The organism is Algoriphagus formosus (assembly GCF_002807035.1).
Taxonomy (GTDB): Bacteria; Bacteroidota; Bacteroidia; order Cytophagales; family Cyclobacteriaceae; genus Algoriphagus; species Algoriphagus formosus.
In genome coordinates this window covers 15,472-41,074 of sequence record NZ_NIUC01000005.1, presented here as the reverse complement: position 1 = coordinate 41,074, position 25,603 = coordinate 15,472, and the positions used below count along the sequence as shown (strand labels likewise).

At 41.4% G+C, this 25,603-nt stretch carries 23 protein-coding genes and 2 tRNA genes; 14 read left to right on the top strand and 11 right to left on the bottom strand.

The window, feature by feature from the left end:
- The first annotated feature begins 44 nt into the window (after nucleotides 1-44).
- Nucleotides 45-401 carry a YraN family protein gene (locus CDH51_RS19080; RefSeq protein ID WP_100630181.1) on the top strand — a complete coding sequence of 119 codons (357 nt, stop codon included), beginning with the start codon at nucleotides 45-47 and terminating at the stop codon, nucleotides 399-401.
- Nucleotides 388-939: a lipid-binding SYLF domain-containing protein gene (locus tag CDH51_RS19075; RefSeq protein WP_100630180.1), complete on the top strand. Its 552-nt coding sequence runs from the start codon at nucleotides 388-390 to the stop codon at nucleotides 937-939. The genes CDH51_RS19080 and CDH51_RS19075 overlap by 14 nt, the downstream gene beginning before the upstream one ends.
- On the opposite strand, the gene CDH51_RS19070 is transcribed toward CDH51_RS19075, so the two are convergent.
- Nucleotides 936-1,790 (bottom strand): toxin-antitoxin system YwqK family antitoxin, encoded by an 855-nt coding sequence (locus tag CDH51_RS19070; RefSeq protein ID WP_165967541.1) that lies wholly within the window; start codon nucleotides 1,788-1,790, stop codon nucleotides 936-938. The two genes, CDH51_RS19075 and CDH51_RS19070, sit on opposite strands and share 4 nt — an antisense overlap.
- Before the next feature lie 131 nt (nucleotides 1,791-1,921).
- Here CDH51_RS19070 and CDH51_RS19065 point away from each other — a divergent pair, with 131 nt between their 5' ends.
- Nucleotides 1,922-3,124, top strand: a complete 1,203-nt coding sequence (locus tag CDH51_RS19065; protein ID WP_100630178.1) for a pyridoxal phosphate-dependent aminotransferase — start codon at nucleotides 1,922-1,924, stop codon at nucleotides 3,122-3,124.
- A 77-nt stretch (nucleotides 3,125-3,201) separates the two neighbouring features.
- The gene (locus CDH51_RS19060; RefSeq protein ID WP_100630177.1) at nucleotides 3,202-3,912 is read left to right on the top strand and encodes a glycosyltransferase family A protein; all 711 of its coding nucleotides are present in this window, start codon (nucleotides 3,202-3,204) and stop codon (nucleotides 3,910-3,912) included.
- 3 nt (nucleotides 3,913-3,915) lie between these two features.
- Here CDH51_RS19060 and CDH51_RS19055 read toward each other — a convergent pair whose 3' ends face one another.
- Nucleotides 3,916-4,653, bottom strand: a complete 738-nt coding sequence (locus CDH51_RS19055; RefSeq protein WP_232724865.1) for an FkbM family methyltransferase — start codon at nucleotides 4,651-4,653, stop codon at nucleotides 3,916-3,918.
- Between the two features lie 128 nt (nucleotides 4,654-4,781).
- Entirely contained in the window at nucleotides 4,782-5,570 is a 789-nt protein-coding gene (locus tag CDH51_RS19050; protein ID WP_100630175.1) for a glycosyltransferase family 2 protein, read from the bottom strand.
- A 246-nt stretch (nucleotides 5,571-5,816) separates the two neighbouring features.
- Here CDH51_RS19050 and CDH51_RS19045 point away from each other — a divergent pair, with 246 nt between their 5' ends.
- Complete coding sequence (locus tag CDH51_RS19045) at nucleotides 5,817-6,854, top strand: DUF4421 domain-containing protein (RefSeq protein ID WP_100630174.1); 1,038 nt, start codon at nucleotides 5,817-5,819, stop codon at nucleotides 6,852-6,854.
- Nucleotides 6,855-6,985: 131 nt separating this feature from the next.
- Nucleotides 6,986-8,530, top strand: a complete 1,545-nt coding sequence (gene amaB / locus CDH51_RS19040; protein ID WP_100630173.1) for an L-piperidine-6-carboxylate dehydrogenase — start codon at nucleotides 6,986-6,988, stop codon at nucleotides 8,528-8,530.
- 113 nt (nucleotides 8,531-8,643) lie between these two features.
- Here the strand turns inward: amaB and CDH51_RS19035 are convergent, their stop codons facing one another.
- From CDH51_RS19035 to CDH51_RS19015, 5 genes are all read right to left on the bottom strand, one after another.
- On the bottom strand, nucleotides 8,644-9,054 hold the full coding sequence (locus CDH51_RS19035) for a hypothetical protein (RefSeq protein ID WP_100630172.1): 411 nt from the start codon (nucleotides 9,052-9,054) through the stop codon (nucleotides 8,644-8,646).
- A 545-nt stretch (nucleotides 9,055-9,599) separates the two neighbouring features.
- Nucleotides 9,600-9,674 (bottom strand) — tRNA-Val (locus CDH51_RS19030).
- Between the two features lie 27 nt (nucleotides 9,675-9,701).
- Nucleotides 9,702-9,776, bottom strand: a tRNA-Val gene (locus CDH51_RS19025).
- 163 nt (nucleotides 9,777-9,939) lie between these two features.
- Complete coding sequence (locus CDH51_RS19020) at nucleotides 9,940-11,085, bottom strand: glycosyltransferase family 4 protein (protein ID WP_100630171.1); 1,146 nt, start codon at nucleotides 11,083-11,085, stop codon at nucleotides 9,940-9,942.
- An 84-nt stretch (nucleotides 11,086-11,169) separates the two neighbouring features.
- Nucleotides 11,170-12,996, bottom strand: a complete 1,827-nt coding sequence (locus tag CDH51_RS19015; RefSeq protein WP_100630170.1) for a TonB-dependent receptor plug domain-containing protein — start codon at nucleotides 12,994-12,996, stop codon at nucleotides 11,170-11,172.
- Between the two features lie 162 nt (nucleotides 12,997-13,158).
- Here CDH51_RS19015 and CDH51_RS19010 point away from each other — a divergent pair, with 162 nt between their 5' ends.
- Nucleotides 13,159-15,111 (top strand): M1 family metallopeptidase, encoded by a 1,953-nt coding sequence (locus tag CDH51_RS19010; protein ID WP_100630169.1) that lies wholly within the window; start codon nucleotides 13,159-13,161, stop codon nucleotides 15,109-15,111.
- A gap of 214 nt (nucleotides 15,112-15,325) precedes the next feature.
- Here the strand turns inward: CDH51_RS19010 and CDH51_RS19005 are convergent, their stop codons facing one another.
- Together CDH51_RS19005 and CDH51_RS19000 are read right to left on the bottom strand one after the other, a co-directional pair.
- Nucleotides 15,326-15,763, bottom strand: a complete 438-nt coding sequence (locus CDH51_RS19005) for a VOC family protein (RefSeq protein WP_198514357.1) — start codon at nucleotides 15,761-15,763, stop codon at nucleotides 15,326-15,328.
- Nucleotides 15,764-15,871: 108 nt separating this feature from the next.
- Nucleotides 15,872-17,527 carry a S41 family peptidase gene (locus CDH51_RS19000; RefSeq protein ID WP_035483897.1) on the bottom strand — a complete coding sequence of 552 codons (1,656 nt, stop codon included), beginning with the start codon at nucleotides 17,525-17,527 and terminating at the stop codon, nucleotides 15,872-15,874.
- Between the two features lie 159 nt (nucleotides 17,528-17,686).
- Here CDH51_RS19000 and CDH51_RS18995 point away from each other — a divergent pair, with 159 nt between their 5' ends.
- The 5 genes from CDH51_RS18995 to CDH51_RS18975 all read left to right on the top strand — a co-directional run bounded on the left by CDH51_RS18995 (nucleotide 17,687) and on the right by CDH51_RS18975 (nucleotide 22,614).
- Complete coding sequence (locus CDH51_RS18995; RefSeq protein WP_100630168.1) at nucleotides 17,687-18,445, top strand: hemerythrin domain-containing protein; 759 nt, start codon at nucleotides 17,687-17,689, stop codon at nucleotides 18,443-18,445.
- Nucleotides 18,445-18,858 carry a Holliday junction resolvase RuvX gene (gene ruvX / locus CDH51_RS18990; protein ID WP_100630167.1) on the top strand — a complete coding sequence of 138 codons (414 nt, stop codon included), beginning with the start codon at nucleotides 18,445-18,447 and terminating at the stop codon, nucleotides 18,856-18,858. Before CDH51_RS18995 ends, ruvX begins: the two co-directional genes overlap by 1 nt.
- Nucleotides 18,855-19,409, top strand: a complete 555-nt coding sequence (def, locus tag CDH51_RS18985) for a peptide deformylase (protein WP_100630166.1) — start codon at nucleotides 18,855-18,857, stop codon at nucleotides 19,407-19,409. The genes ruvX and def overlap by 4 nt, the downstream gene beginning before the upstream one ends.
- A complete protein-coding gene (locus tag CDH51_RS18980) occupies nucleotides 19,406-20,203 on the top strand; it encodes an amidohydrolase (protein ID WP_100630165.1) in 798 nt (265 codons plus the stop codon). The genes def and CDH51_RS18980 overlap by 4 nt, the downstream gene beginning before the upstream one ends.
- A gap of 167 nt (nucleotides 20,204-20,370) precedes the next feature.
- The gene (locus tag CDH51_RS18975) at nucleotides 20,371-22,614 is read left to right on the top strand and encodes an NADP-dependent isocitrate dehydrogenase (protein WP_100630164.1); all 2,244 of its coding nucleotides are present in this window, start codon (nucleotides 20,371-20,373) and stop codon (nucleotides 22,612-22,614) included.
- A gap of 34 nt (nucleotides 22,615-22,648) precedes the next feature.
- Here the strand turns inward: CDH51_RS18975 and CDH51_RS18970 are convergent, their stop codons facing one another.
- On the bottom strand, nucleotides 22,649-23,521 hold the full coding sequence (locus CDH51_RS18970) for a S1 family peptidase (RefSeq protein ID WP_100630163.1): 873 nt from the start codon (nucleotides 23,519-23,521) through the stop codon (nucleotides 22,649-22,651).
- 246 nt (nucleotides 23,522-23,767) lie between these two features.
- Between CDH51_RS18970 and gap the strand changes: the two genes are divergently transcribed.
- Together gap and CDH51_RS18960 are read left to right on the top strand one after the other, a co-directional pair.
- Nucleotides 23,768-24,772 (top strand): type I glyceraldehyde-3-phosphate dehydrogenase, encoded by a 1,005-nt coding sequence (gap, locus tag CDH51_RS18965; protein ID WP_024283313.1) that lies wholly within the window; start codon nucleotides 23,768-23,770, stop codon nucleotides 24,770-24,772.
- A gap of 83 nt (nucleotides 24,773-24,855) precedes the next feature.
- Nucleotides 24,856-25,482 (top strand): LON peptidase substrate-binding domain-containing protein, encoded by a 627-nt coding sequence (locus tag CDH51_RS18960; RefSeq protein ID WP_100630162.1) that lies wholly within the window; start codon nucleotides 24,856-24,858, stop codon nucleotides 25,480-25,482.
- The last annotated feature ends 121 nt before the right edge of the window (nucleotides 25,483-25,603 follow it).

Genomic DNA, 25,603 nt, shown 5'->3' with positions numbered 1-25,603 from the left:
TTAGGTGTATTCGTTCGGATTTTTCAAAATTAATCAAATCTAGCATGGCCGAACACAATGAGAGCGGAAAACGCGCTGAAGAGTTAGCATGTGAATGGCTAGTATCGAAAGGCTATGAGCTTTTGGAAACAAACTATCGCTACAAGCATGCTGAAATTGATTTGATCATGAAGTATCAAGGATTATTAATTTTCATTGAGGTCAAATACCGATCTGGTACCGGCTATGGTTTTGCAGAGGAATTTGTGGACTACGGCAAGAAAAAGCTGATCGTAAAAGCAGCGGATGCCTATATTCATGAGATTGATTGGCATAAAGATATCAGATTTGATATTGTCGGCGTTTACAAAGACAAATCAGGAAACATTAATTTCAAACAGTTTGAAGATGCATTTTACTAATACCTGCCCCACGAAACTCTTTTTGCTTTGCCTAAGCTTTTTGATGATTTCAACCTTTGCAAATGCTCAAAGCAGTAAAAAGGACCAACAAATTTTAGAGGACTCCCAGGAGGCAAAGGCGGAGTTTTTGGAGGATGATCCCTCTATGAGTGAGCTTTTTGAAAATGCTTATGGCTATATCATATTACCAAATGTAGGGAAAGGTGGACTTGGAGTAGGAGGAGCTGCCGGAAATGGAGTGGCCTATGAGCAAGGCGAGTTTGTTGGATTTGCAAAGATGACTCAAATCACGATCGGCTTTCAGGCGGGAGGACAGGCTTACAGCGAGGTGGTGTTTTTTGAGGATGAAGAGTCTTGGGATAGATTCAAGACTGGAAAGATAGAAATGGCTGCACAGGTCTCTGCTGTAGCTGCTGCATCAGGTGCTTCTGCCAATGCCGAATATGTGGATGGCGTTGCGGTTTTTACTCGAACGAAGGGAGGGTTGATGTATGAGGCTTCAGTAGGAGGGCAGCAATTCAAATTCCGAGAGAATTAATTGGCTCTTTCGCTTCGATAGATCAGATTTCCATCCTTATCCCACTCGGCACGGATGTAAGGTCTAAAGTCGTCCATGTAGGGTTCTTCTTGGTATTGAATCTCCCGCTTCCGAATAGCTCTCGCGTTGTTTGTGTCCCAATATTCTGTCCATAGACCAACTTTCTGCCCAAATTGGTACTCGCCAGTGACGGCTATTTGCTGATCTTCATAAAAGTGGAAAAAGTACCCCTCTTCTAATCCGTATTGAACAGGAATAATTTTTTCGATGGATTTGCTGCTTTGATTATAATAGGTGATCCGTGACTCACGCGGCCACCCTTCTTCGAAATGATTCTTATCCTGAAGAACATTACGCTGATCAAATAGCATCCAGGTTTTGTGCTTCATGCCATAGTAATACATTCCGCTTTCTACTACCACATCATTGATTCTTCGCTCATACGGACCGTGAAGAAGATAGCCTTGGCCCGGTTGATAATTTTCGTTTTGAATACTCTTTTCACCTGGATCGTACCAAAATACATCCCGAATGTACGGATCAGGTTGACGCTCGGCATCGGTGTAATTGAATAGTTCGACAATGTCTTGCCCTCTCAAATCCCTTCTGAGAAAGCCTCGTCGAGTTTTGATTCCGAAATAGATGTTTTTCCGGATTTTTTTCTTTTTGGCCTTTTTCTCTTCCTTTTCTTCCGAATCATCAAACAAAAGTAAAGGCATAGTTGTAGGAAGCAAGTAGGAGTCCACTACTCCCGAGCTGTCTGGATCAGTTTTCTTTTCTTCAGTTTTTTGCCCAAAGCACATGGATAGAGTACCCATGGTCAAAAGACTAAACAGAATGAAATGCTTCATACTCAATTAACGGTGATTTGCCTGCTGTATTCTCTTCAAAAATAACATTTCAAGATCAAATCTATCGGTTTGTTTAGAATTAATAATCTTCTGCCTATTTTTGAGGAATTTGTAAAAAAACCTATCAAAAAATGAATTCTATTCTATCAGATCGCATCTTGAACATGGAGGAATCCGCTACGCTAGCCATGGCAAAAAAGGCTCGCGAGTTGAAGTCCAAAGGTATTGATATCATCGGGCTTAGCCTAGGCGAGCCGGACTTTAAGACTCCTAAACATGTGCAAGAAGCTGCAAAAGATGCCATTGACGAGGGAAAATACTTTTCTTATCCCCCTGTAGCAGGCTATCAGGATCTGAGAGAAGCAATTGCTAAAAAACTAAGAGAAGAGAATAATATCTCTGAGGCTAAAGCCGAAAATATCGTTGTCTCTACCGGTGCGAAGCATTCCATCGCCAATACGTTCATGTGTCTTTTGAATGAAGGTGATGAGGTAGTGATCTTTTCTCCGTATTGGGTAAGCTATGCAGAGATCATCAAGTTGGCAGGTGGCGTACCGGTCTTGATAGAGGGAACTTTGGAAAATAACTTCAAGGCTACCGCTCAGCAGCTAGAAGAAGCGATTACAGACAAAACCAAGGCGGTGATTTATTCCTCACCTTGTAATCCTACAGGATCAGTCTTCAGCCAAACTGAGCTTGAAGCGATAGCAGATGTGATCAAAAGTCATGAAGGTATCATGGTGATTGCTGACGAAATCTACGAACTGATCAACTTCACAGGCAAAAACTTCAGTATCGCCTCACTTCCAGGAATGTTTGATCGAACTATCACGGTCAACGGATTTTCAAAGGGATATGCAATGACAGGCTGGAGAGTTGGGTATATCTGTGCACCATTGGCAATAGCAAAAGCCTGTGAGAAAATTCAGGGACAATTTACTTCCGGTGGAACAGGTATCGCTCAGCGGGCAGCTTTAGCGGCAATCTCTGGAGATCAGACTCCATCAAAAGAAATGGCTGAGGCCTATTTCAACAGAAGACAACTTGTTTTAGATCTACTTCAGGAAATCCCGGGCATCAAAACTCATATCCCTGAAGGAGCCTTTTATTTCTTCCCTGACGTAACTGCATTTTTTGGAAAATCAGCGCACGGACATACTGTAAAGGATGCGGATGATTTGTGTCTTTACCTACTCGAAGTGGCAAATGTATCACTTGTGACTGGTGGGGCTTTTGGAGCTCCCAATTGTGTGAGATTGAGCTATGCTGCTTCGGAGGATGAATTGAAAGAAGCGCTTAAGCGGATTAAAAAGACGCTAGCTGAACTGGCCTAAGAGATTTAACCCCGGTGAGAATCGGGGTTATTTTTTTACAGCTTCATAAAAGTATATTTTTGTTCAAAATCTTACTCATGCCGCAGGTTCTTGTCATTACTCCAGTAAAAAACTCCATAGAAACCACTTTGGATACCGCCAGGGCCATTGCAAACTCGGATCTGGAGGTTCTTCACATTATTTTTAATGACTTCAGTTCGGAAGAGACAAAACTGGAGTTGGAGCGAAATAAGGATTCGATCGGCTATGAGTTAATTCATTTAGAAGATATCACAGATACGCCATCCCCTAATTACAAACTTGTCCTTCAGATAGCACAAAAGAAAGCCTTGGAGCTTGGGCTTCCGCTTTTGGTAATCGAATCAGATGTGGTTGTCGAGAAGGATACGATTAGTAAGCTTTTGGCTCATCAGAAATCTCATTCCTCCTCCGGGCTGACAGGTTCAGTCACTGTCGATGAATCCGGAGAGGTCAATTTTCCTTACCTTAAGTTTAAGGGAAGGAAGGAATCCGAGATCAATACTCAACGAAGTCTTAGCTTTTGTTGCACGCTTTTCTCGAAAGAGTTCTTGTCCGCATATGACTTTACAGGATTGGACGATGCAAAGGATTGGTATGATACCTTTATTTCTTCTAAGTCACTGGACTGTGGCTTCCAAAACTATGTTTTGATGGATGCCCCGGTATGGCACAGACCCCATGGAAGTAGACCTTGGAAACAATTAAAGTATAAGAATCCCCTCAAATACTACTTCTTGAAGTATTGGAAAGGTCTGGATAAGATTTAATTATTAATCAAAGAAAGGCTTAAATGCGTCCTCAGGGTATCGCATTGCCAAGGTATCTCGACCAAATTCCTTCAGGCTATAGCCCTGATTTTTTAGCATTTCATAGCATTCATCAAGGTCTTTTTGGCTGTGATTTACATTTTCAAAGATGATAGCTTTCGGGGTGTTTTTAGGAATATCAAAGATCCTGATTACTTCCAAATCAAAGCCTTCCGCATCGATTTGTAAGAGATCTATCTGATTGATTTGGTATCGTTTGATAAGTGAATCGGGACAGACCACATCGACCCATTCAAAGCTGATCCGCTTCTCAGGTTCCTGCGGAATTGGGATCCCAAATTTCTTGCAGTTTTTATCCACAATTCCGTTTTCAAAAAGCTCTTCGATTTTCTCTTTTGAAAAAGATGCCAAGCCCGTAGCCCAGCGCATATCGCTAAATCCGATTTTGTAAAGTTTCTGTTTGCCGTCCTCTCTTCCTATTGCAGCGCAGATAGGGTGGAGGCCTTCATTTTTCTGATAGATTTTTTTCAAATACTGATTAAAAACGGCTGGCTGAGGCTCCAAAAGAACCCCTTTCCACCTATCCCGCTTGATAAACTTATGGATGGGGTCATTGGTGATACCGTCATTTGCACCTACTTGTATGACGGTAAAATCTCCTTTTTTTGAAAGTGAAAATTCAGAAAGGAATTCGGAAAGACTCCCTTTTTTGGGTTTGTAAAACTTCCGATAATAAGCCATGAAAATCGGGTTTTCATTGGCGCTTAGAGAGATTCTAAGGTCTTTATAAAAGTTTTTAAAGCTGGATTTGATCGACATGGTGGAAATTGTGAGCAGCAAAATAAATCAATTCTTATTCTTTGAAAAACTTAAAGTCTTCCAAGCAATTTCATAAGTCTGTTGTAGGGTCTTGACCAAGTGCGCTGAAAACGGAGAGGGCCAAGTAATTCCCGTTCAAAAAAATCAGCATGTTTTTCATTCAGATAGGCGATTCGCTCTCGTTTTTTTTGATCTGTGCCTGTTCGCTTTCTTTTGCTGTTAGGAGTCAGTCGGTAGAAGAAACCCACCATGGGAAGCTGAACTACTTCGCCTCCATTTTTTAGCATTTTGATCCAAAAATCCCAATCTTCCCTTCCCATGGTCATATCTTCCGAAAATCCTCCCACCTCTTCCCAGTCCTTTTTTCGAAAAAGTGCTGATACAAAAATCATATTATCCCGTGCCAAAGCTCTTCTGGAAAAGGGTTTTAGGTTCCAGTCTTTAAATCCGTTTTCGTCAAATTTCTTGCCTTTACAGTAAACGACTTTTATCGCTGGTCTTGAGTTAAGAACTGATACGGCTTTTGAAATGTACTGCGGATGGATCTTGTCATCCCCATCAAGAGGCAAGATAAAATCGCCCTTTGCCTGCCTGATTCCCGCATTTCTGGCACTTGCCACCCCAGAATTTTCCTGATCAATGACCTCTAACCCTTCATATTTTTCTAGAAGGGAAAGAGCGACTTGTAGACTTGAGTCCGTAGACCCATCATTAACTACAATTACTTCCAGCGGCCTGTAATCAGACTCGAAGGCTGATTGAATGGTTTCGGCTAAATAACCGGCCTGGTTGTAACACGGAATAATGACGGATACAATGGGTTTCTGTGGGTCCTGCATATAAATATCTGATGGATAGATGGGGATTTGTATTTCTGATAAAATTGTAATAATCACTCTCCTTTTTCAAAATAATCCAAATATTTATTTGCATTATTAAATTAACTCAGTAAATTTATTTCGGTGATTAAGCAACTTTGTTAACTATTCTTTCAAATAACGAGGAGAAAACCTCATTTTCGAACTCTAAATGTTTTGAAAAAATCCGGAATAGCCATCCGGATTTTTTCGTTTATTTGATTTCTAATGCAAAAAAGCTTCACCGGACTCTTCAAGTTTTGTACGCTAATCGTTGCCTTTTGCCTTGGTAATTTGGCTTTAAATGCTCAAACGTCCCAATATGATTCCGGCTATGTGGAAGTCAGTCCTGAGACTTTTTTACTGAGGTTTTATTTTTCTAAAAAATATTCTGATTTCTTAATTAATGCCCCGAATAGCTCTGATAAATTGATCTATCGGCCAAACTCTGGTAATAATCTTGGGATAGGATTTACCTATCAGAAGTTTACGTTGAACATAGCTGGACCGGTTGGCTTTCTCAATCCAGACCGTCAAAGAGATTTTCCAGCCTACTTGGACCTTCAGGCTCACATCTACCCTCGAAAAATGATTGTGGATTTATTTGGGCAGTTCTACAATGGATTTGTGCTTAGTGCAGACCAACTGGCAGGCTCAGATGAAGATTATTTGAGACAAGATGTGAAAATGAGAAAGATCGGATTGAATTTTAACTATCTCCCAAATGGGGATAAGCTTTCAATCCAAGCGGCCTTTAATCAGTCCCAAATTCAAAAACGATCCGCTTTTTCACCCTTTTACGGTTTTGAGATTTATGGGGGAAAGGTTTTTGGAGATTCTTTATTAGTTCCTGATTCTGAAGAATTGGCCTTTGCCAATTTTCAGCAAGTGAACTACTTTCAATTCGGTCCAAATGCTGGTCTAGCAGGCACCTTGGTTTTCGGAAATGGATTTTTTCTTTCTGGTGTAGCTTCTGCAAATGTCAGTCTTGGTCATTCAAGATGGCAAAATGGGACTTCTACTCAGACTTGGAAAGTCTTTCCGACTTATTTCTTGAGAGGTTTTTTTGGGTATAACTCCAGGAGGTTTTCAATCAATGCAAATTACGTTTGGAAAAATCTTCCATTTGCAGAAGCAAGCCTTTTTGACCAATCCATTAACACGGGAAACTATCGGATCAATTTGATTTACAAGTTTGCTGTTGGAAAAAACTTCGAAAGGAAATTTCAGAAAATCAATCCTATGCGATTGATATCCAGGGATTAAACGCATTCTCTCTTTAGCATGCAGATTTGGCCTGAGTTAATTTCTCGCTTCATGAAGTTGATTTCTATGAATCTTAATTTTTTCTCATCCCCATTTAATTTAGCTTTGGGTTGAATCAAAATTTTATAGAAATGGATAATCGCTTTGGAATCTCTTCTGCTCTTGAAAGGCTAGGTATCAAATCTGAAAATCTTGGATCTTCGACTGGTGAAAACTGGCTGGATTCCGGTCAAGCCTATTTTTCGTCGGATTCACCCGTTGATGGGAAATCTATCGCAAAGGTTCAAGAAGCTAATTCTGAGACCTATGAGCAGATTATTTCTACGGCACAGATTGCTTTCGAAAAGTGGAGACTTGTCCCAGCGCCCCAGCGAGGTGAGATTGTCCGGGAGATCGGAAATGCCCTGAGAGAAGTTAAGGCTGACCTAGGAAAACTGGTTTCCTTTGAAATGGGCAAATCCTACCAAGAAGGTCTCGGGGAGGTTCAGGAGATGATCGATATATGTGACTTTGCAGTGGGGCTTTCCAGACAATTGTATGGATTGACCATGCATTCAGAGCGCCCGGGACACCGGATGTATGAGCAATGGCATCCATTAGGGATTGTAGGGATTATTTCAGCTTTCAATTTTCCAGTTGCTGTTTGGTCATGGAATACGGCTTTAGCCTGGGTCTGCGGTGACGTTACTGTATGGAAGCCTTCGGAAAAGGCGCCACTTTCAGGGATAGCTTGTCAGCATATCGTGGCAAAAATTTTCAAAAAGCATGGAATGCCTGAGGGAATTTCCTCGCTGATTATAGGCGACTACAAAGTAGGAGAAATGCTTTCTCATGATTCCCGTGTTCCGCTAGTTTCGGCTACAGGTTCTACCCGAATGGGAAAACTGGTCGGTAAGGCAGTAGGAGAGCGGCTTGGTAGATCCCTGCTAGAACTTGGGGGGAATAATGCAATTATCATCACCGAAAACGCAGATATGGATATGGCTATCCGAGGTGCTCTTTTCGGGGCAGTCGGCACTGCGGGGCAGCGATGCACCAGTACGCGTCGTTTGATCATTCATGAGAGCGTATTTGATGAGGTAGCGAAGCGATTGGCTTCAGCTTACAGCAAGTTGGTGATCGGTAACCCACTGGACGAGAAAAACCACGTAGGCCCGCTAATTGACCAAGATGCCGTCAAAATGTACGAAGCAGCCATCGAAAAGGTCAAGGCTGAAGGAGGGAAGGAAATCGTAGGAGGGGAAGTGTTGTCGGGTGAAGGATATGAGTCAGGTTGCTATGTGAAACCTGCGATCTTCGAAGCAGAAAACCATTATGAAATCGTACAGCATGAGACTTTTGCACCCATTCTTTATTTGATTAAATACAAAACTATTGCAGAGGCAATTGCCATTCAAAATGGTGTTCCTCAAGGATTGTCTTCGGCGATCATGACTACCAATATGCGCGAAGCAGAGGCTTTTCTTTCGGCCGCAGGTTCTGACTGTGGAATTGCCAATGTCAATATTGGTACTTCAGGAGCTGAAATTGGAGGTGCATTCGGCGGTGAGAAAGAAACTGGTGGAGGTAGGGAATCAGGTTCGGATGCCTGGAAAGCCTACATGCGTAGACAAACCAACACGATCAATTATTCTACGGCGCTACCTTTGGCTCAGGGAATTAAGTTTGATATTTGATAATACAATTAATCTGATTCAAAGTCCTCGATACAAGATTATCGGGGACTTTTTTCTTTTAGTGGAGATTCATCGATTACTTTCTCATAGTGAGTTTTGAATCTGCCCAAAGTTTAATCCTGGAGTAGATAGGTCAAGATTAATTCATTTTCCGTCAATTTGATGATTTTTGCTTGAAGTACTTTAGGTTGAAACTGGGACGTCCAGGTGATTACAGAATCGGCTTCCCTTACATTCCAAATGGATTTTTCCTGAAGAATATTTTTGCCATCCAAGACAGTCGAAGTCATTGAGTCTAGACTAAAGAAGTTTTTAAAAGACTGATCATGAAACCTCTCCATCAACTCAAAAAACGCCTCCTGTTGGTCTGTGGGTTGATTTTGGGATTCAGGAGCATTGATAAAAAACGCAAAGCCTTCATCCCTGGTGAGTTTCCATTTTCCTAGAAGCTTGGATTCGAGGCTCTGTGAGCAAGTGTCTGAAAAAATGAAAAACAAGCAAATGGTAGATAGAAAATAATTCATAATAGTTTTCTGGTTTTAAAAAGTAGTCGAGAAATTTCCTATTTATAGGACAGGTAGAAAGGTCTTTTTGAATTCGGGCAGATAGGTCATCACAGGTATGTCCGAGATAGTATTTATCGGTTTGATGAGCGGACAAAATGTGAAAGTAGCGTAGCATAAAACAACAAAGCCCCAGATTTCTCTGAGGCTGATGTCGGAGCTGATCCCGATGCAATATCGGGAGAAACCCCGACCCTCCCGATCTAATCGGGATGCCCTGAACCAACTGAGCTATTTTCTTGGATAGTATTTTTCGGTTTGATGAGCGGACAAAATTTGATAGTAGTGTGGTATAAAACAACAAAGCCCCAGATTTCTCTGAGGCTGATGTGGGAGCTGATCCCGATGCAATATCGGGAGAACCCCCGACCCTCCCGATGTAATCGGGATGCACTGAACCAACTGAGCTATTTTCTTGGATAGTATTTTTCGGTTTGCTGAGCGGAAAATATGTGAAAGTAGCGTGGCATAAAACAACAAAGCCCCAGATTTCTCTGAGGCTAATGTGGGAGCTGAGGGATTCGAACCCCCGACCCTCTGCTTGTAAGGCAGATGCTCTGAACCAACTGAGCTAAGCTCCCTTATGGGTAAATTAAGTAAATAAAATGTGGGAGCTGAGGGATTCGAACCCCCGACCCTCTGCTTGTAAGGCAGATGCTCTGAACCAACTGAGCTAAGCTCCCATTTTCTCTATCCTTTTCGTGTAAAAGGAATGCAAAAGTAAGCTGAATTTTGATCGAACCAAAGATTAGAAATTATTTTTTTTAGGAAATATTCTAAGGCCTTGATTCTCAATTTAAAATTTATCTGGTCTCAAAATTTTCTTTCTAAAACTGATTCAGCTTCTTATGGAGAGACATGGGATTTGTCATTTTTAAATTTTTCGTCTAGAATGATGCTATTAACATGCTTAAAGTATTTATCCATGGTGAAATGTTTTAAATAAAGTTTCCTTGCTTCACTACATAAGCTTTTATACTCAATATTTGAAATCGTTTCTAGTTTACGGAAAACCTGAAATAGTCCTTCTGAATCAGAAGGACTGAATAAAAACGCATTTCCCATATTTGAAAAGAGATTGGCTGTTCCAACCCTATTGGATAAAATGGGTGGAGTCGAAAGCATCAAAGATTCGGTAACCACTGTTGGCGCATTATCGGCCAAAGACGGCGTGATTGTAAAGTGTGCTGATTGGATAAATTCATCCACTTCCTCGTATGAAATTTCTCCGAGGTAGATAATCCTGTTGGATTTTTTTATTTTCTCTTGCAACTCCTCTTTGAGAAAACCTTCACCAGCGATTTTCAACTTGATTTTTGTTTGAGGATTATATGATTCATAGACGAGGAATTGTTCAATCAACCAAATAATGTTTTTACAAGGAATAAGTCTTCCTAGGTATCCAATTGTTATATTTCCTTCAATAGCAGGCGATTGGTTAGTGGTCAACCTGTCTGGAAGTGGATTGTAGATTAGGACTGGATTTTTGTGTTTGAATTTGTTGGTAACATCTTCAATAGCTTTAGTAGAAGGACATATCACCATATCGCAGAAAAAATTGTAAAGGATTTTCTTTCGAAAGAGGAAAAACTTCACTCTCCAGTCTGGGCCTAGGTTGTCAAGAAGGTATGACTCTGTGCAGACGTGATGATAATCAGCCGTGAGTACATTTTTTCCAAATAATAGTTTAGAAGTGATGACTGATGTTATTGTTCCGTTGTGGTGACCAATTACAACCTGAGGCTTATACTTTTTTGAGAGTTTGTAAAAGAAAACAAAATCTGACCAGCTAGTAGATCGGAAATTGTTAGGCCAAGAGCATAATATCAACTCTCCTTTACCTATTTTTCTTTTTTCTGATTGATTGAGATATGGCCGTTTTGAGATAAAAATCACTCTGTACCCTTGATTGCAAAGATGATTAGCAAGGAAATAGCTCATCGCAGCAAAAGACGTTTGCTCGTAATTATGGGCAATAAGGACTGTTTTCATATTTAAAAGTTCAAAGTAAAAAAGTGGGTTTTACTACAGGTGGAATGGATTTACTAGTCCATTTGAAATATTTTTGGTCTAAGTTCACTCTAAATTCATCATCACCCCAGCCCGAAACCACCGACCGGGCATTTGGACAGTTCCAGCCTCAATGTAGTCTGCATTGGTGAGATTAGATATTTCAGTAAATAGACCCACTTTTCCGGCACGATTATAATCTACCCGGATATCCAATAGAAAATACGGATCTAAGCTCATCCGTTCGGTATACCGCATTTTGGTGTTCCATTCAATTTTTTTACGGATCCCAATCAAGGCACCGCCTATTACCTGATTTCTCAAAGCAGTAAGGGCGTATCTTGTTTCTATTCCTTCTTGAGGGTTCAGACTGGCGTCAATATAATTATAGGAAAATTGCACTTCCTTTAGGAAAAGCAGTTGATTCTTTGGCTGAAAGCGGTAAGAAAGAGCAAACTCTATCCCTTTGAATTTGACCGCATTGAAATTTTGGGGTTGCCAAGGAAGATCCGAATCAGTACGCGTCCACTCAATCAAATTATCAGTGTTTCTTTGGAAATAAACCAGCTCAGCGAAAAACCCTCCTTTGATCCATTTCGAGCCAATTTCAAAATTACCGGCTTCCTCTGGCAGAAGCTCAGCGTTTCCGATGTTAGTTGGGCCGACGTAATAAAGATCCGTATAGGTGGGGATTCGGAAGCTATTGCCAATACTAGAATAAAATCGAAGAAACTCGCTGGCCTGAAATCCAAGTTCTGCTCCAGGAAAATGCTTCCATCCCCAGTCATCGAAATAATTACTGTATACTCCCGCTCTGAAGTCAACTTTGTCTCCAAGTTGGATAAGATGTTCTAAAAACAATCCTCCAAGTGTACGGTCACGATTGCCTAGATTGTTGCTTTCCAGTCTTTCTTCCCGTATTTCCAGTCCAAATCCAGTTTTTCCCAATTTTGACTCGAAGCTTCCATTGATTTCAGCAGCATAAGTATTCGAGGTGTGGAAGTTCTGAAAAAATTCAGGTTCATTTCTCCTCAATCGGTATTCGTCTTTGTTTTGACGCCAATATACTCGAGACAAGAGATTGAATGCGGTTTTTGAATAGCGATGACTCAAAGCTCCCAGTGTTGTCTGTAGACTTTCCCATTGATCCGGAAAGGCGGAGGTGTAAAATCCATTAGCTCCGAAACTCCTGTCAGCGTAGGCAAGCATTCCTCGGAATTCATGGTTCTCATTCAATTCCAAGCCACCCTCATAAAACAGATTGGTAACTTGATAATCCGAGTTGTACCAGTGACCATTCGAGTCATCATAGGATGCACTGATGTTTTGTCGGTATTTTCCGGTTGGAAGGGAGGCAGCCATTGTCAGTCCCTTCATTCCAAAATCACCCGCATATCCTTGTAAGCGTAGACTTTTTTGATCAGAAAGTTCCGTAATCACATTGACGGCTCCTGCATAGGCGTTCTGACCAAAAATCCTGGCTCCAGGTCCTTTAAGAACTTCCACACGATCGATATTGATCATGGGTACTGGAATATTCATCATGTGATGGCCCGTTTGAGGGTCCGTCAGTTTGATCCCATTCAAAAGCATCAAAGTCTGATTGAAAGATCCTCCTCTGATTCCGACATCTGCCTGCACTCCGGAAACTCCACGCTGTCTGACGTCTACCCCTGGCACGAATGTCAATACTTCTTGGAGACTACGAGCCGGAGTGGTTTCCAGCTGAGGTTTGGTTACGACTGAGATGTTTCGACTTTGCTTGGAAAATGGGATTTGGATTCGGTTTTCCTGAATTAGGATTTCATCCAATTCCTGTGATAAGCTATCCTGTTGGCTGTAAACTTTCCCGAAGGACAGCAAAAGAATAATTAATGAAAATTGTAATCTCATTTTTTGATTTGCGTAATAGTGAGGCAAATTTGAGGTCAAAAACTAAAGAATCCTATTTTTAGACCCATGTAAAAAATCGTTAATCTCTATCATCTAGTGTAAAATTAGCTTGAGGATAGCGATAGAGTCCTTAATTTTAAAGCTTTAAAAAATCGATAAATTATGATCAAAAAATTATTCTTAGGACTGGTACTTACAGGTAGCCTTGGTATGAGCAATGTAATAGCTCAGCAAGGTCTGGATAATAACCAGGCTGACTTTGGAGAATTTATGAATCGCAAGGGTACCTACACCCGGACGGCTTCTGGTAAGCCAAGCGAAAATTACTGGCAAAATGCCGCTAACTATCAAATTGAAGTTACGCTAAACGAAGAGGAGCACGTCCTTGCAGGAAAAGTAACCATCGACTATATCAACAATAGCCCGGAGGAATTGGATTTTGTCTGGTTGCAGCTGGAGCAAAATCGATTTACTGAGGATTCACGTGGTACTTTAACTACACCAATTCAGGGTAATCGCTACAATGGTGATACTGATGGAGGCTATGAAATCTCCGCTGTCCAGGCGAAAGTTGGGAAGAAAGGAAATGTGTCTTCCAAGTATTTGATTTCAGATACCCGTATGCAGGTTTGGTTCGATGAGCCTATTCCAGCAAAGGGAGGAACTGCTACCATCTCCATGAATTTTTCCTTCAAAGTACCTCAAAAAGGTATGGATCGAATGGGAAGGCTACAGGTTGAGGATGGCTGGATATATGCCTTTGCGCAGTGGTATCCCAAAGTGGCAGTCTTTGATGATATCGAAGGATGGAATGTGGAGCCTTATCTGGGTGCGGGAGAGTTTTATCTAGAGTATGGAGACTTTGATTACAAGGTAACAGTCCCTTATGATCACATCGTAGTGGGGAGTGGGAAATTAATGAACCCGAAGGAGGTCCTTTCTTCGGAATTGATGGATCGATATGAAAAGGCCCAGAATAGCGACGAGACAGTATACTTGGTCTCTCCTGAAGAGATTCAAAATACAGAATTAACCCGTCCAAAGCAGGAGGGAATGATTACTTGGCATTTTCAGATCCAAAATTCTCGTGATATAGCTTTTGCTACCTCCAAAACATTCATTTGGGATGCTGCTAAAATCAACCTTCCTAGCGGAAAGACCATTTTAGCTCAATCTGTCTATCCAAAGGAATCTGACGGAGAAGAAGCTTGGTCCCGTTCCACGGAGTATTCCAAGGCTTCAATTGAGCATTACTCGGAGATGTGGTATGAATTCCCATACGACGCTGCTACCAATGTGGCTGCAGATATTGGTGGAATGGAATATCCAGGCTTGAACTTCTGCCGATATACTTCAAAGGGCGAAGGTCTTTGGGGAGTGACTGACCATGAGTTTGGACACAACTGGTTTCCGATGATTGTGGGAAATAATGAGCGTCGCTATGCTTGGATGGATGAGGGCTTCAATACCTTTATCAATCACTACAGTACTTTGGCTTTCAATGATGGAGAATATCCATCTACACTGAATCAGACTCGTCGATACAATAATTACTTCCTCAATGAAAATCGGGAGGGGATTGATACTTATCCGGATGTAGCCAATACCTCTAATTTGGGTATGGTAGCCTACATGAAGCCAGCGATTGGCTTGATTATGCTTCGGGAATACGTTCTTGGTGCAGAGCGATTTGACAATGCTTTTCGATCTTACATTGAGACTTGGGCCTACAAGCACCCTCAGCCTACTGATTTCTTCAATCACATGGAAAATGTAGCTGGCGAAAATCTTTCCTGGTTCTGGCAGGGATGGTTTTATGGCAATGGAAATATCGATTTGGGCTTAAATGCCGTGGTTCCTTACGCAGGGAATTATGTAGCGGTAATCAACAATAAAGGAGACATTCCAATGCCTGTACTTTTGGAAATAGAATTTGAAGATGGTAGCAAAGAACGTCAAATGTTACCTGTGGAGATCTGGCAGCGTGGAGATACTTGGAATCATTTGATCAAGACCACCAAAAAAGTGAAGTCTGTGGTGATTGATCCAGACAAGGTGCTTCCAGATATTAATCTAGGAAATGATAGCTGGCCACAGCCAATTTATGAGGATTAAATCCCCGATTTGATAAAAATTAGAAGCCCGATCAGTTCATAGCTGATCGGGCTTTTTTGATTTAAGGTGTTTTCGCTTTTCTTCCTGTGAGAAAATGGATTCGGTAGAATGGCCCAAGATGCTCAGCATCCAGATACTTCACGCCTATACCTTCCATCTCGGTTTATTGAAAAAATTTGGCAGTTGAAGGTATCATGACGAATAGTCAAAAAGACTAATAATCATCGTTGATTTCCAGCCAATATCCATCTGGATCTTGAATGTAAATCTGTCGGACTCCATCAGGTCTAGTGGTAATCTGTCCTTTTTTTCCTGGCCAATCCTCAAATGGATAATCGGCAGCTTTGAGTCGCTGAATAAAACTGTCCATGTCAGACATGCTGAAGCAAAGATGATTGGTCTTGGAGATTTCAGTAGGAACTCGATCAGCTTCGATCAAATGCAAAGCTGCCCCGCCACCGATATCGTACCAAGCGTGTAAACCATCTTTGAAAGGTTCATCAATTTCCTGTAAGTCCAGAATAGATTGGTAGAAGGCCATGCTCTTTTCCAGATCAGAAACATGCACGGCAATGTGATTGACTTTGATTTGAGCAGATAGGGGGATTGACATGGCCAGGGATACAGCTAACAAAAGAATGAAAACTTTCATGAATAGTTAATTTTGAGTTTTCTCAAGATAGGCCTAATCTGAACGAAAGCAAAAAGGACCAACCTTAATCCCAAGGTTGGTCCTTTCAATTATAATTTCACAATCGACTTATTCTTCTTCTGCCATTTCGCTCAGATCAGTAGCCATGGCGATTCTTTCTGCCTCGTCGAATAGTTTGATAGCTTGCTGATAAACTTCGTTGATGTCATTGATGACCATGTAGAATGCATCGTCGTCATAAATCTGACGACCCAAATGTGCTTTCACCAGTACCTTAAGGTAATCTACTGATTCATTAAAGTCCTTTGAGTCAAACTTGACTTTATTCTTTTCTCCCACTGCTACCAAGTCTTTCAGCATGGCATCACTGACTTCGAAATCTCTATAATATTCCTCCAAGCTCATGTCTGAAAACTTGTCCTTGTTCTTGTTGGTGTAATCCAAAATGAACTCTCTTGAGGAATCGGAGTTGAAAAGTCTGCTTACATAGGCTGAGGAATAGGTGGTGTCGAGTGGCACGAAATAATCCGGCATGATTCCACCTCCGCCATATACGATTCTACCTTTTGTGGTTTCGTATTTCAGGCTATCATTGAACTTGATGCTATCTGCAGAGAAAAACTCTCCATGCTCGAAGCGCTCCATCCAATCTCGTTCATAGGCTTCATAGTCTGGCCCGTAAGGCTTTTGAATCGATCTTCCCGAAGGAGTGAAGTATCTGGCTATGGTAAGTCTGAGTTCTGCACCATCAGATAAGTCGATAGGCATTTGTACAAGTCCTTTACCAAAGGATCTCCGACCTACTATCAAACCGCGATCATTATCCTGAATTGCGCCGGCAAGAATCTCAGATGCTGAGGCAGAACCCTCATTTACCAATACAATCACAGAACCGTTTTCAAACAAACCAGGTCTGAAGGCATAGGCTTTTTGGCTGTACTGTTCTACTTTTCCTTCCTGAGAAACAATCAGAGCCCTGTCTCCAAGGATTTCATCTGCGATATTGATAGCAGCCCCCATGTAGCCCCCCGGATTTCCCTGAAGGTCTATGATGAGTTTCTTCATTCCTTGATTTTTCAAGTCTGTGATAGACTCTTGAAATTCGTTGTAGGTCGTAGCGGCAAATCGGGTGATTTTCACATAGCCGATTTCATCATTGACCATATATGAGGCATTGATGCTGTATTGAGGGATTTTGTCGCGGGTGATTTCGTAGGTGATCAGTTCAGGCTGATTTTTACGCTTGATGTCTACCACGACTTTTGAACCTTTTGGTCCACGCAATAGGTCAAACACATCTCGATTCGTAATACCTGTCCCGGCTACTGTTTCTCCATCTACATTGATGATTTGGTCTCCAGATTGAATTCCCAATGCTTCAGAAGGGCCTCCTGTGAGCGGAGCAACCACATAAATGGTGTCCCGGATGATCCCAAACTCAACTCCAATTCCATCAAATTCACCATCAAGCTGAGATTGAGCCAGAGTAGCATCCCTTGCCGGAATGTAGCTAGAGTGTGGATCAAGATTCTCGAGCATTTTTGTGATCCCATATTCTACAAGATCGTTGGTGTTGACACTATCGACATAGTCGCGATTGATGTATGTCATGATCTCTTGCATTTTGTATAATGCTGCTCGGAGATCATTCTGATTGTTTTCGGGTTCGGCAAAAGTGGCACCAATCCAAATACCCGCCGAGATGGCCAAGGCTAGGAAAATGGGTAGGCGAATTTGAGATTTTGAGTTTTTTGTATGGCTCACGTTAAAGTTGGTTTTATTATTCTAAACACCTGATAAACGATGGTGTTTCTTCCAATAAACAGAAATTTATGATAATCCTAAACAAGGATTATACGAATGTAACTGATATTGGGATGGAATTGTCTCCATTATTCTGTTAAAAATAATTATTTTTGTCCAATGCAAGACCCCCAAAAGCTTAATAAAACATCTTTGGAAGACTTAGTCTCCCATAATTATGTTTTTGCTTCTGTCTTGCATTACTTCGGGATCAGTTTTTATCAATATCCAGCTGACTCTCTGGAACATGTCTGTAAAAAGCATAAAGTTAATCCCAACCAATTAATAGCAGAGCTCGAATCATGGGCACTGCATCAGGAGCCAACTCCAGAGCAACTTTATCTGAATCCCATCGAAGTCTTGGTCGCTTACCTGAAGAAAAAGCACTACTACTTTGTACGACAAGAACTCCCCTTCTTATCCAATATGATTAGTGGAGTAAAGCCAGAGCCTGGTTTTGAAGCACTAATGGCTGATTTGAAGATCATGTTTCCGCTGTTTGTGGAGGATTTTATTCATCACATCCATGAGGAGGAAAGCAGGCTGTTCAAGAGAATTGAGCTATTGCAGGATGTAGAAGATGGGAATTTTGCGCTGCACGATGCAGTGACTATTTTAGAAAAAGATCCTGTGAGACTGTTGGCCGAGCAACACGAAATCCATGATGATGAGATGGAAGGGATTCGAAAGCTCACCAATGATTATTCACTGGAAGAGTCGGCTCCTTTAACCATGAAAGTACTTTTTCACGAGCTTCAAAATTTTGAAAGGGAACTCACCATCCATGCTCAGATCGAAGATGAATTACTTTTTCCCAAGGCCGTGGAATTGGAGAGGGAGGTTCTTAGGAGAATTTATCAAAAAATACGAACTAACTAATGCCTAGAATTTTGGCGATTGACTTGGGTTCCAAAAGGACTGGTCTTGCCGTGACTGATCCTTTGCAGATAGTGGCAAATCCACTTGAAACTATCCCTACGCAAGACTTGTTGCCCTTTTTGAAAAAATATACTTCGAGTGAAGAAATCGAGGCGATTGTCCTAGGTCTTCCTAGAAACCTTCAAGGTGAGGCCACCCAAATGACAAAGCCCGTTTACGATCTCAAAGCTAAATTGGAAAGTGAATTTCCAGCTATTCCCATTCATCTCATGGACGAGCGATTTACTTCAAAAATGGCAATGCAGTCCATGATTTCGATGGGTAGTAAGAAAAAAGACAGACTAGAGAAGTCGGGTAACCTCGATAAAATAAGTGCAACTATCATATTACAATCCTTTCTATCACAAAAATGATTTATCCAATCGTATCATACGGTAACCCCATCCTCACCAAAGAAGCTGAAGACATAGAGGAGGGTAAAGACCTGAAAGAGTTCATCGACTCGATGTTCGCTACCATGGATCATGCCAATGGTGTAGGCCTAGCTGCACCCCAAATCAATCAAGGCGTAAGACTTTTTGTGATTGACAGCAGCTTGATGCTGGATGAGGATGATACCGAAAAGGGGATTCGAAGAGCCTTTATCAATCCGATTCTTTTGGATGAATATGGAGATGATTTTGGATTTGAGGAGGGCTGTCTGAGCATTCCCGATGTACGGGCTGAAATTATTCGTCCCGAAAAATTGACATTGGAATACTATGATGAAAACTGGAATCTGAAGGAGGAAGAGTTCTCTGGAATGACCGCCCGTGTGATTCAGCATGAATACGATCATTTGGAAGGGATTCTTTTTGTTGATTACCTCAAAGGATTGAAAAAAAGACTTCTCAAGTCAAAATTGATCGATATCAGTAAAGGGAAGGTCCCTACAGACTATCGAATGATTTACCCTCTCAAATGATCCAAAATTCCAAACTGACTTTAGCCCTCGTACAGACTGATCTTTATTGGAAGGATAAGGTGGCCAACCTTGCCATGCTTGAAGAGAAACTCTGGCAAATGGAAGAGTCGGTTGATCTGATTTTGCTCCCGGAGATGTTTCCTACGGGCTTTACCATGGATGTGGAGGAAGTTAGTGAACCCATGAATTTTCATGTGTGTAGGTGGATGCAGCAGCTTGCAGCGCAGAAGAAAGCTGTGATTGCTGGAAGTGTGATTATTCGTGATGGGAAAAATTATTTCAACCGCCTGCTGTGGGTTCAGCCTGATGGGAAAATATCTACCTATGATAAACGCCATTTGTTTCGCATGGCTGAAGAGCATCATTATTTTTCTGCCGGAACCGATCTTCCAATTTTTGAACTGAATGGTTGGAGAATTTGCCCTCAAATCTGTTATGATTTAAGATTCCCGGTATGGTCTCGTAACCGAATGGGAGAATCAAGAATGGACTACGATTTGATTTTTTATGTTGCTTCCTGGCCTGCTGTACGTACTTCTGCTTGGGATGCTTTGTTGCCTGCTAGAGCTATTGAAAACCTAGTCTATTCTGTGGGCTTAAATCGAGTAGGTACAGATGGAAACCAAATTCCCTATGTTGGACATTCGGTAGTTTACGATTTCAAAGGAGAAAGATTGTTGGATTTGGGAGAAAAGGAACTGATTTCCACTATTGAGTTGGATAAAGCTAACCTGGATAGCTATCGCAAAAAATTTCCAGCATGGACAGATGCGGATAATTTTAAGTTGCTTTAAGTTATTCTTTGATTTTTACCTGAATTCCACGACCGGAATTTGAAAGCATTGTAAAATCTGTATTTTTGCGACCTCAAAATCATCCTGTTATCACCTATTTTACTGATTTCAAACCTAATTTCATCCTGTTGATAGGACAGGATTACATTCAAACATTTCGATTATAAATGAGCACACAAACTCCAAAAATTCTTTACACTCTCACTGATGAGGCCCCAGCGCTAGCAACTTATTCTTTTTTACCTATAGTAAAAGCTTTTACCCAATCAGCTGGAATTGAAGTTGAAACTCGCGACATTTCTCTTTCAGGAAGAATTATTGCAAATTTCACTAATTACCTAAAGCCTGAGCAGCAGCTTACTGATGCTTTGGCTGAATTAGGGGCAATTGCTAAAACCCCTGAGGCTAATATCATCAAACTACCGAATATCTCTGCTTCCATTCCCCAGCTCAAAGCAGCAATCAAAGAATTGCAAGAGAAAGGATATGCACTTCCAAACTATCCGGATGAGCCCAAAAATGATGAGGAAAGAATTATCAAAGACACTTATGATAAAATCAAAGGCTCTGCGGTAAATCCGGTTCTAAGAGAAGGAAATTCAGACAGAAGGGCTCCGCAGGCAGTTAAGGCCTATGCCAAAAAGCATCCACACTCCATGGGCGCATGGTCTGCTGATTCTAAAACCCGGGTAGCAAGCATGGAAAGCGGGGATTTTTACGGAAGTGAAAAGTCCCACACCTTGACAAAAGCAGATGAAATCAAGATTTTGCTCAAGGTAGCGAATGGAGAAGAGGTCGTTTTGAAAGAAGGTCTTAAGCTTTTGGAAGGTGAAATCATCGATGCTTCTACCTTGAGTGTATCTGCACTGCGTGACTTCTTCAAAAAAGCTATAGCCGAATCAAAGGCAGAGGGTGTGCTTTTCTCTCTTCACATGAAAGCAACCATGATGAAGGTTTCTGATCCTATTATTTTTGGACATGGAGTTAAGACCTTTTTTGAGCCTGTATTTGCAAAATATAAAAATCAACTTGAGGAGGCGGGTGCTGATGCCAATAATGGTTTCGGAGATGTACTTGCAGCGATTGATAAACTAGATCAGAATCTGAAAGCTGAAATCCTGGAGGAGATTGAAGCATGTTTGTCCGATCAGCCTGATTTGGCAATGGTGAATTCTGACAAAGGAATTACCAATCTTCATGTTCCATCTGATGTGATCATTGATGCATCTATGCCGGCTATGATTCGTTCATCCGGAAAAATGTGGAATAAAGAAGGTAAGCTGCAGGATACGCTTGCGGTGATCCCTGACCGAAGCTATGCTGGTGTTTATCAAGCTACCATTGATTTTTGTAAAAAGCATGGGGCATTTGATCCCTCGACGATGGGTTCTGTGCCCAATGTCGGTCTTATGGCTCAAAAGGCAGAAGAATACGGATCTCATGACAAGACTTTCGAAATTTCCCATGATGGGGAAGTGGAAGTGATTAATCAGGATGGAGATGTTTTGATTTCGCACTCCGTGCAAAAAGGAGATATCTGGAGAATGTGTCAAACCAAAGATGCTCCAATTCAAGACTGGGTTAAGCTTGCCGTAACACGTGCAAGGCTTTCTGATACCCCTGCAGTATTCTGGTTGGATCCACAAAGATCTCATGATGCTGAATTGATCAAAAAGGTCAATGCCTACTTACTCGACCATGATACCGAGGGACTAGAAATCCATATTATGTCTCCAATTGAGGCTACTAATTTTTCTCTTGCTAGAATCAAGGAAGGATTGGATACTATATCCGTCACGGGAAATGTCCTTAGAGACTACTTGACAGACTTGTTCCCAATTTTAGAATTGGGCACCTCTGCAAAAATGCTCTCAATTGTTCCTTTGATGAATGGGGGAGGTCTATTCGAAACCGGTGCGGGAGGATCTGCACCAAAGCATGTGCAACAATTCACTGCAGAAGGTCATTTGAGATGGGATTCTTTGGGCGAATTTTTGGCTTTGGCGGTTTCTTTGGAGCATTTGGGCAGAACCTATCAGAATGACCGTGCTATGATTTTGGCAGAAACACTCGATCAGGCTACTGGAAAATGGCTTGAAAATGATAAGTCACCTGCGAGGGTAGTGGGCAAACTCGATAACCGGGGAAGCCATTTCTACTTGGCAATGTATTGGGCTGAAGCTTTGGCTGCTCAGGAGAAAGATGAGGAATTGAAGCGGAAATTTGTTCAGGTTGCTGCTGCTTTGAATAGCAAGGCTGCAGAGATAGAGGAGGAGTTGAACGCAGCACAAGGCAAGCCAGTCGATATCGGTGGTTATTTCCGTCCAGATACAGAAAAGACTGCCAAGGCTATGCAGCCGAGTGTTCTTTTTAATCAGATTTTAGACTCATTGAATTTCGTGGAAGCGTAAAAAATCAAAGCCGCAGCTCAAACTGCGGCTTTTTTTATCCCTCTTCAAAACTGACATTTTGAGCTTTGAGGAATTCTTTGATGACGCTTACATGGATACATTCACCTAGATGAATGAAGGCATAGTCGTTGATTTTTTTTGTCTTTCCATGGGCAACTATTTCCTTATCCTCAATATCAAAACCAAGGTGAAGGTGTTTTGTCCGGCTTTGCATGCCGACTATTCTTCCCATTTCATCAAATAATGGTCCCCCACTCTGTCCTCGAAGACCCGGTGTACTGAGTTCGATGCCGTATATTTTTTTGTTTTGGTCTCCCAAAAATCGGGTGAGCATTCCTTCAATTGGAAATCTTGGGGATCGGGCTACTCCGTTTGAGGTCCATTCAAGTTGGTTTTTCTCAGCATTAAACTGAAAATTGGAAAATTCCGGGAAGGGAAAGCCTAGGCGGCACAGCATTGCTCCTGGCTGGACACTCTGATCATCTTTCAAAAAGCGTGGTTTTCCCTGTGATAAGGACTTGTCAAACCCTTCAAATTTTAATAGAGCCAGGTCATAGGTAGGATGAAGGACAAACTTTATGTTTTTTATTTTATCTACACAGTCCACAAAGGTAATCCGCATTTCGCAGGCTATATCCTGTGAGAGATTGAGTGATTTTGCCAAAATATTTTGTTGCTTTCCACTCAAGGAAGGACTTTGGTCCAAGAAGCTTCTGTAATTCTTATTGATTGCATCCGCTTGCATGATCCATTGTGCGACATGCTTGCAAGTGAGAGCCCAGCCTTCCTGATTGACAAAAAATAAAGTAGCTGAACCCCGTTGGATATTTTTTCCTCCAAAATTTCTTGAAATTGAATGTATGGCCCGGGTGAAACCGGCGACTTCCTGAATAGCTTTTACGAACATAAAAAGGTTTTATTGGACAAATTTCAAATTAGGGATTGATTTTCCAAAAGCCTTTGAAATGGGGAATTATTTGAAAAAATCTTCGAAATCGATTGAAAAAGGAAACAAGCGTGAAGTGTAAATGTGCCAGTTGTTTTGTTTTGGGCTAGCCAAAAAATTGTAATAACTTTAAGCCAATTCTTATATTTTAAACCTGACTAGGTGAACTAGCTTTTAGATCAAACCTATATCAAAAACAATAAAATCATGAGCAAAATCAAAGTTGGAATTAACGGATTCGGAAGAATTGGTCGATTGGCATTTCGTGCAGCCCAAGAGCGGGATGACATGGAAGTGGTAGCAATCAATGACCTGATCGATGTAGATTACATCGCATACATGTTGAAGTATGATTCCACCCACGGGACTTTCAAGGGCTCTGTGGATGTCAAAGACGGCCATTTGGTGGTAAATGGAAAGTCTATTCGCGTGACTTCAGAAAGAAACCCTGCCGACTTGAAGTGGGGAGAAGTAGGAGCTGACTACGTGATCGAATCTACCGGAATTTTCCTAACTAAGGATAAAGCACAAGCTCACATCGATGCTGGTGCCAAAAAAGTAATTATGTCTGCACCTTCCAAGGATGATACGCCGATGTTCGTCATGGGTGTAAATGAAGGTTCTTACACTCCAGACATGACCTTTGTTTCTAACGCATCTTGTACTACGAACTGTCTAGCTCCAATCGCTAAGGTTCTTAATGATAACTGGGGAATCGAAGAAGGTTTAATGACTACCGTTCACGCTACCACGGCAACGCAGAAAACTGTGGATGGTCCTTCGGCAAAGGATTGGAGAGGTGGAAGAGGAGCAGGTCAAAACATCATTCCTTCTTCAACAGGTGCAGCAAAAGCCGTAGGTAAAGTTATTCCTGATCTTAATGGAAAGTTGACAGGCATGGCTTTCAGAGTTCCTACTCCAGATGTATCTGTAGTCGATTTGACTGTCAGACTGAAGAAGCCTGCGAAGTATGAAGAGATCTGCGCAAAAATGAAAGAATATTCTGAGGGAGCAATGAAAGGAGTTTTAGGATACACAGAAGATGCTGTGGTTTCCAATGACTTTCTTGGTGATTCCCGTACATCCATTTTTGACGCTGGAGCAGGTATCCAACTCTCTGATACCTTCGTGAAAGTAGTCTCTTGGTATGACAATGAGTGGGGTTATTCTTGCAAAGTCTTAGACTTGCTAGCCTACATCGCTAATAAGTAATTCATAAAAAGCTCCTGAGAAGGAGCTTTTTTTATGGCTGGATGGAAAGAACTAAATGAAGCTTTAGAAGTTATTAAACTATTATGAGTACTTATCTTCCTTTCTTTCCATTGAAACTTATCGCTTTTCCCGGAGAAGAGCTTAATCTACACATCTTTGAGCCACGTTACAGGGAGCTTTTAGCGGATGTTGAAGCCTCAGGAGGTTCCTTTGGGGTTTGTGCGTATTTGGATAAACTTTCCGGATTTGGAACGGAAGTAACCCTCGAAAAGGTATATAAGCGCTATGAAGATGGCCGACTCGATGTTCAGACTAAGGGAAAAAGGGCCTTTAAAATACTCTCTTTTCATAATCCTATGGAAGGAAAGCTGTATGCGGGAGGAGAGGTAGAGTTTATTGAAAATATTCCTGTCACAAATGCAGTCCAGAATCACGAGTTTATTTTTTATCTCAAGGAATTGCTCTACCTACTCCACTATCCAAATGAAATCGATCCTTCGACCACTACTTCTTTTACTTATGCTCACAAGGTAGGGCTTAAGTTGGAAGAAGAATTAGAGTTACTTCAGATTGAAGAAGAAGGAAAGCGGATGGAATACCTCATTAGACATTTTAAGCGAATCATTCCAGTAGTAAAGAGTATTGAGCGGGCTAAGGAAATCATCCGTCAAAACGGCCATTTCAAAAACCTAGACCCCTTGAACTTCTGAGAGAGCTAGAATAAATCATACTCGAAAAATTCTTGGAAACAAAAAAAGCAGGTTTTAAAACCTGCTTTTTGCTTTAGATTCTTCTAAAAGGCTTCCCGATATCGCTTTGCTCTTCGGGATA

Bases quoted from the DNA above. Each gene is read 5' to 3' on its own strand.
- CDH51_RS19080 (WP_100630181.1), top strand. From the start codon at position 45: ATGGCCGAACACAATGAGAGCGGAAAACGCGCTGAAGAGTTAGCATGT.
- CDH51_RS19075 (WP_100630180.1), top strand. From the start codon at position 388: ATGCATTTTACTAATACCTGCCCCACGAAACTCTTTTTGCTTTGCCTA.
- CDH51_RS19070 (WP_165967541.1), bottom strand. From the start codon at position 1,790: ATGAAGCATTTCATTCTGTTTAGTCTTTTGACCATGGGTACTCTATCC.
- CDH51_RS19065 (WP_100630178.1), top strand. From the start codon at position 1,922: ATGAATTCTATTCTATCAGATCGCATCTTGAACATGGAGGAATCCGCT.
- CDH51_RS19060 (WP_100630177.1), top strand. From the start codon at position 3,202: ATGCCGCAGGTTCTTGTCATTACTCCAGTAAAAAACTCCATAGAAACC.
- CDH51_RS19055 (WP_232724865.1), bottom strand. From the start codon at position 4,653: ATGGCTTATTATCGGAAGTTTTACAAACCCAAAAAAGGGAGTCTTTCC.
- CDH51_RS19050 (WP_100630175.1), bottom strand. From the start codon at position 5,570: ATGCAGGACCCACAGAAACCCATTGTATCCGTCATTATTCCGTGTTAC.
- CDH51_RS19045 (WP_100630174.1), top strand. From the start codon at position 5,817: ATGCAAAAAAGCTTCACCGGACTCTTCAAGTTTTGTACGCTAATCGTT.
- amaB (WP_100630173.1), top strand. From the start codon at position 6,986: ATGGATAATCGCTTTGGAATCTCTTCTGCTCTTGAAAGGCTAGGTATC.
- CDH51_RS19035 (WP_100630172.1), bottom strand. From the start codon at position 9,054: ATGAATTATTTTCTATCTACCATTTGCTTGTTTTTCATTTTTTCAGAC.
- CDH51_RS19020 (WP_100630171.1), bottom strand. From the start codon at position 11,085: ATGAAAACAGTCCTTATTGCCCATAATTACGAGCAAACGTCTTTTGCT.
- CDH51_RS19015 (WP_100630170.1), bottom strand. From the start codon at position 12,996: ATGAGATTACAATTTTCATTAATTATTCTTTTGCTGTCCTTCGGGAAA.
- CDH51_RS19010 (WP_100630169.1), top strand. From the start codon at position 13,159: ATGATCAAAAAATTATTCTTAGGACTGGTACTTACAGGTAGCCTTGGT.
- CDH51_RS19005 (WP_198514357.1), bottom strand. From the start codon at position 15,763: ATGAAAGTTTTCATTCTTTTGTTAGCTGTATCCCTGGCCATGTCAATC.
- CDH51_RS18995 (WP_100630168.1), top strand. From the start codon at position 17,687: ATGCAAGACCCCCAAAAGCTTAATAAAACATCTTTGGAAGACTTAGTC.
- ruvX (WP_100630167.1), top strand. From the start codon at position 18,445: ATGCCTAGAATTTTGGCGATTGACTTGGGTTCCAAAAGGACTGGTCTT.
- def (WP_100630166.1), top strand. From the start codon at position 18,855: ATGATTTATCCAATCGTATCATACGGTAACCCCATCCTCACCAAAGAA.
- CDH51_RS18980 (WP_100630165.1), top strand. From the start codon at position 19,406: ATGATCCAAAATTCCAAACTGACTTTAGCCCTCGTACAGACTGATCTT.
- CDH51_RS18975 (WP_100630164.1), top strand. From the start codon at position 20,371: ATGAGCACACAAACTCCAAAAATTCTTTACACTCTCACTGATGAGGCC.
- CDH51_RS18970 (WP_100630163.1), bottom strand. From the start codon at position 23,521: ATGTTCGTAAAAGCTATTCAGGAAGTCGCCGGTTTCACCCGGGCCATA.
- gap (WP_024283313.1), top strand. From the start codon at position 23,768: ATGAGCAAAATCAAAGTTGGAATTAACGGATTCGGAAGAATTGGTCGA.
- CDH51_RS18960 (WP_100630162.1), top strand. From the start codon at position 24,856: ATGAGTACTTATCTTCCTTTCTTTCCATTGAAACTTATCGCTTTTCCC.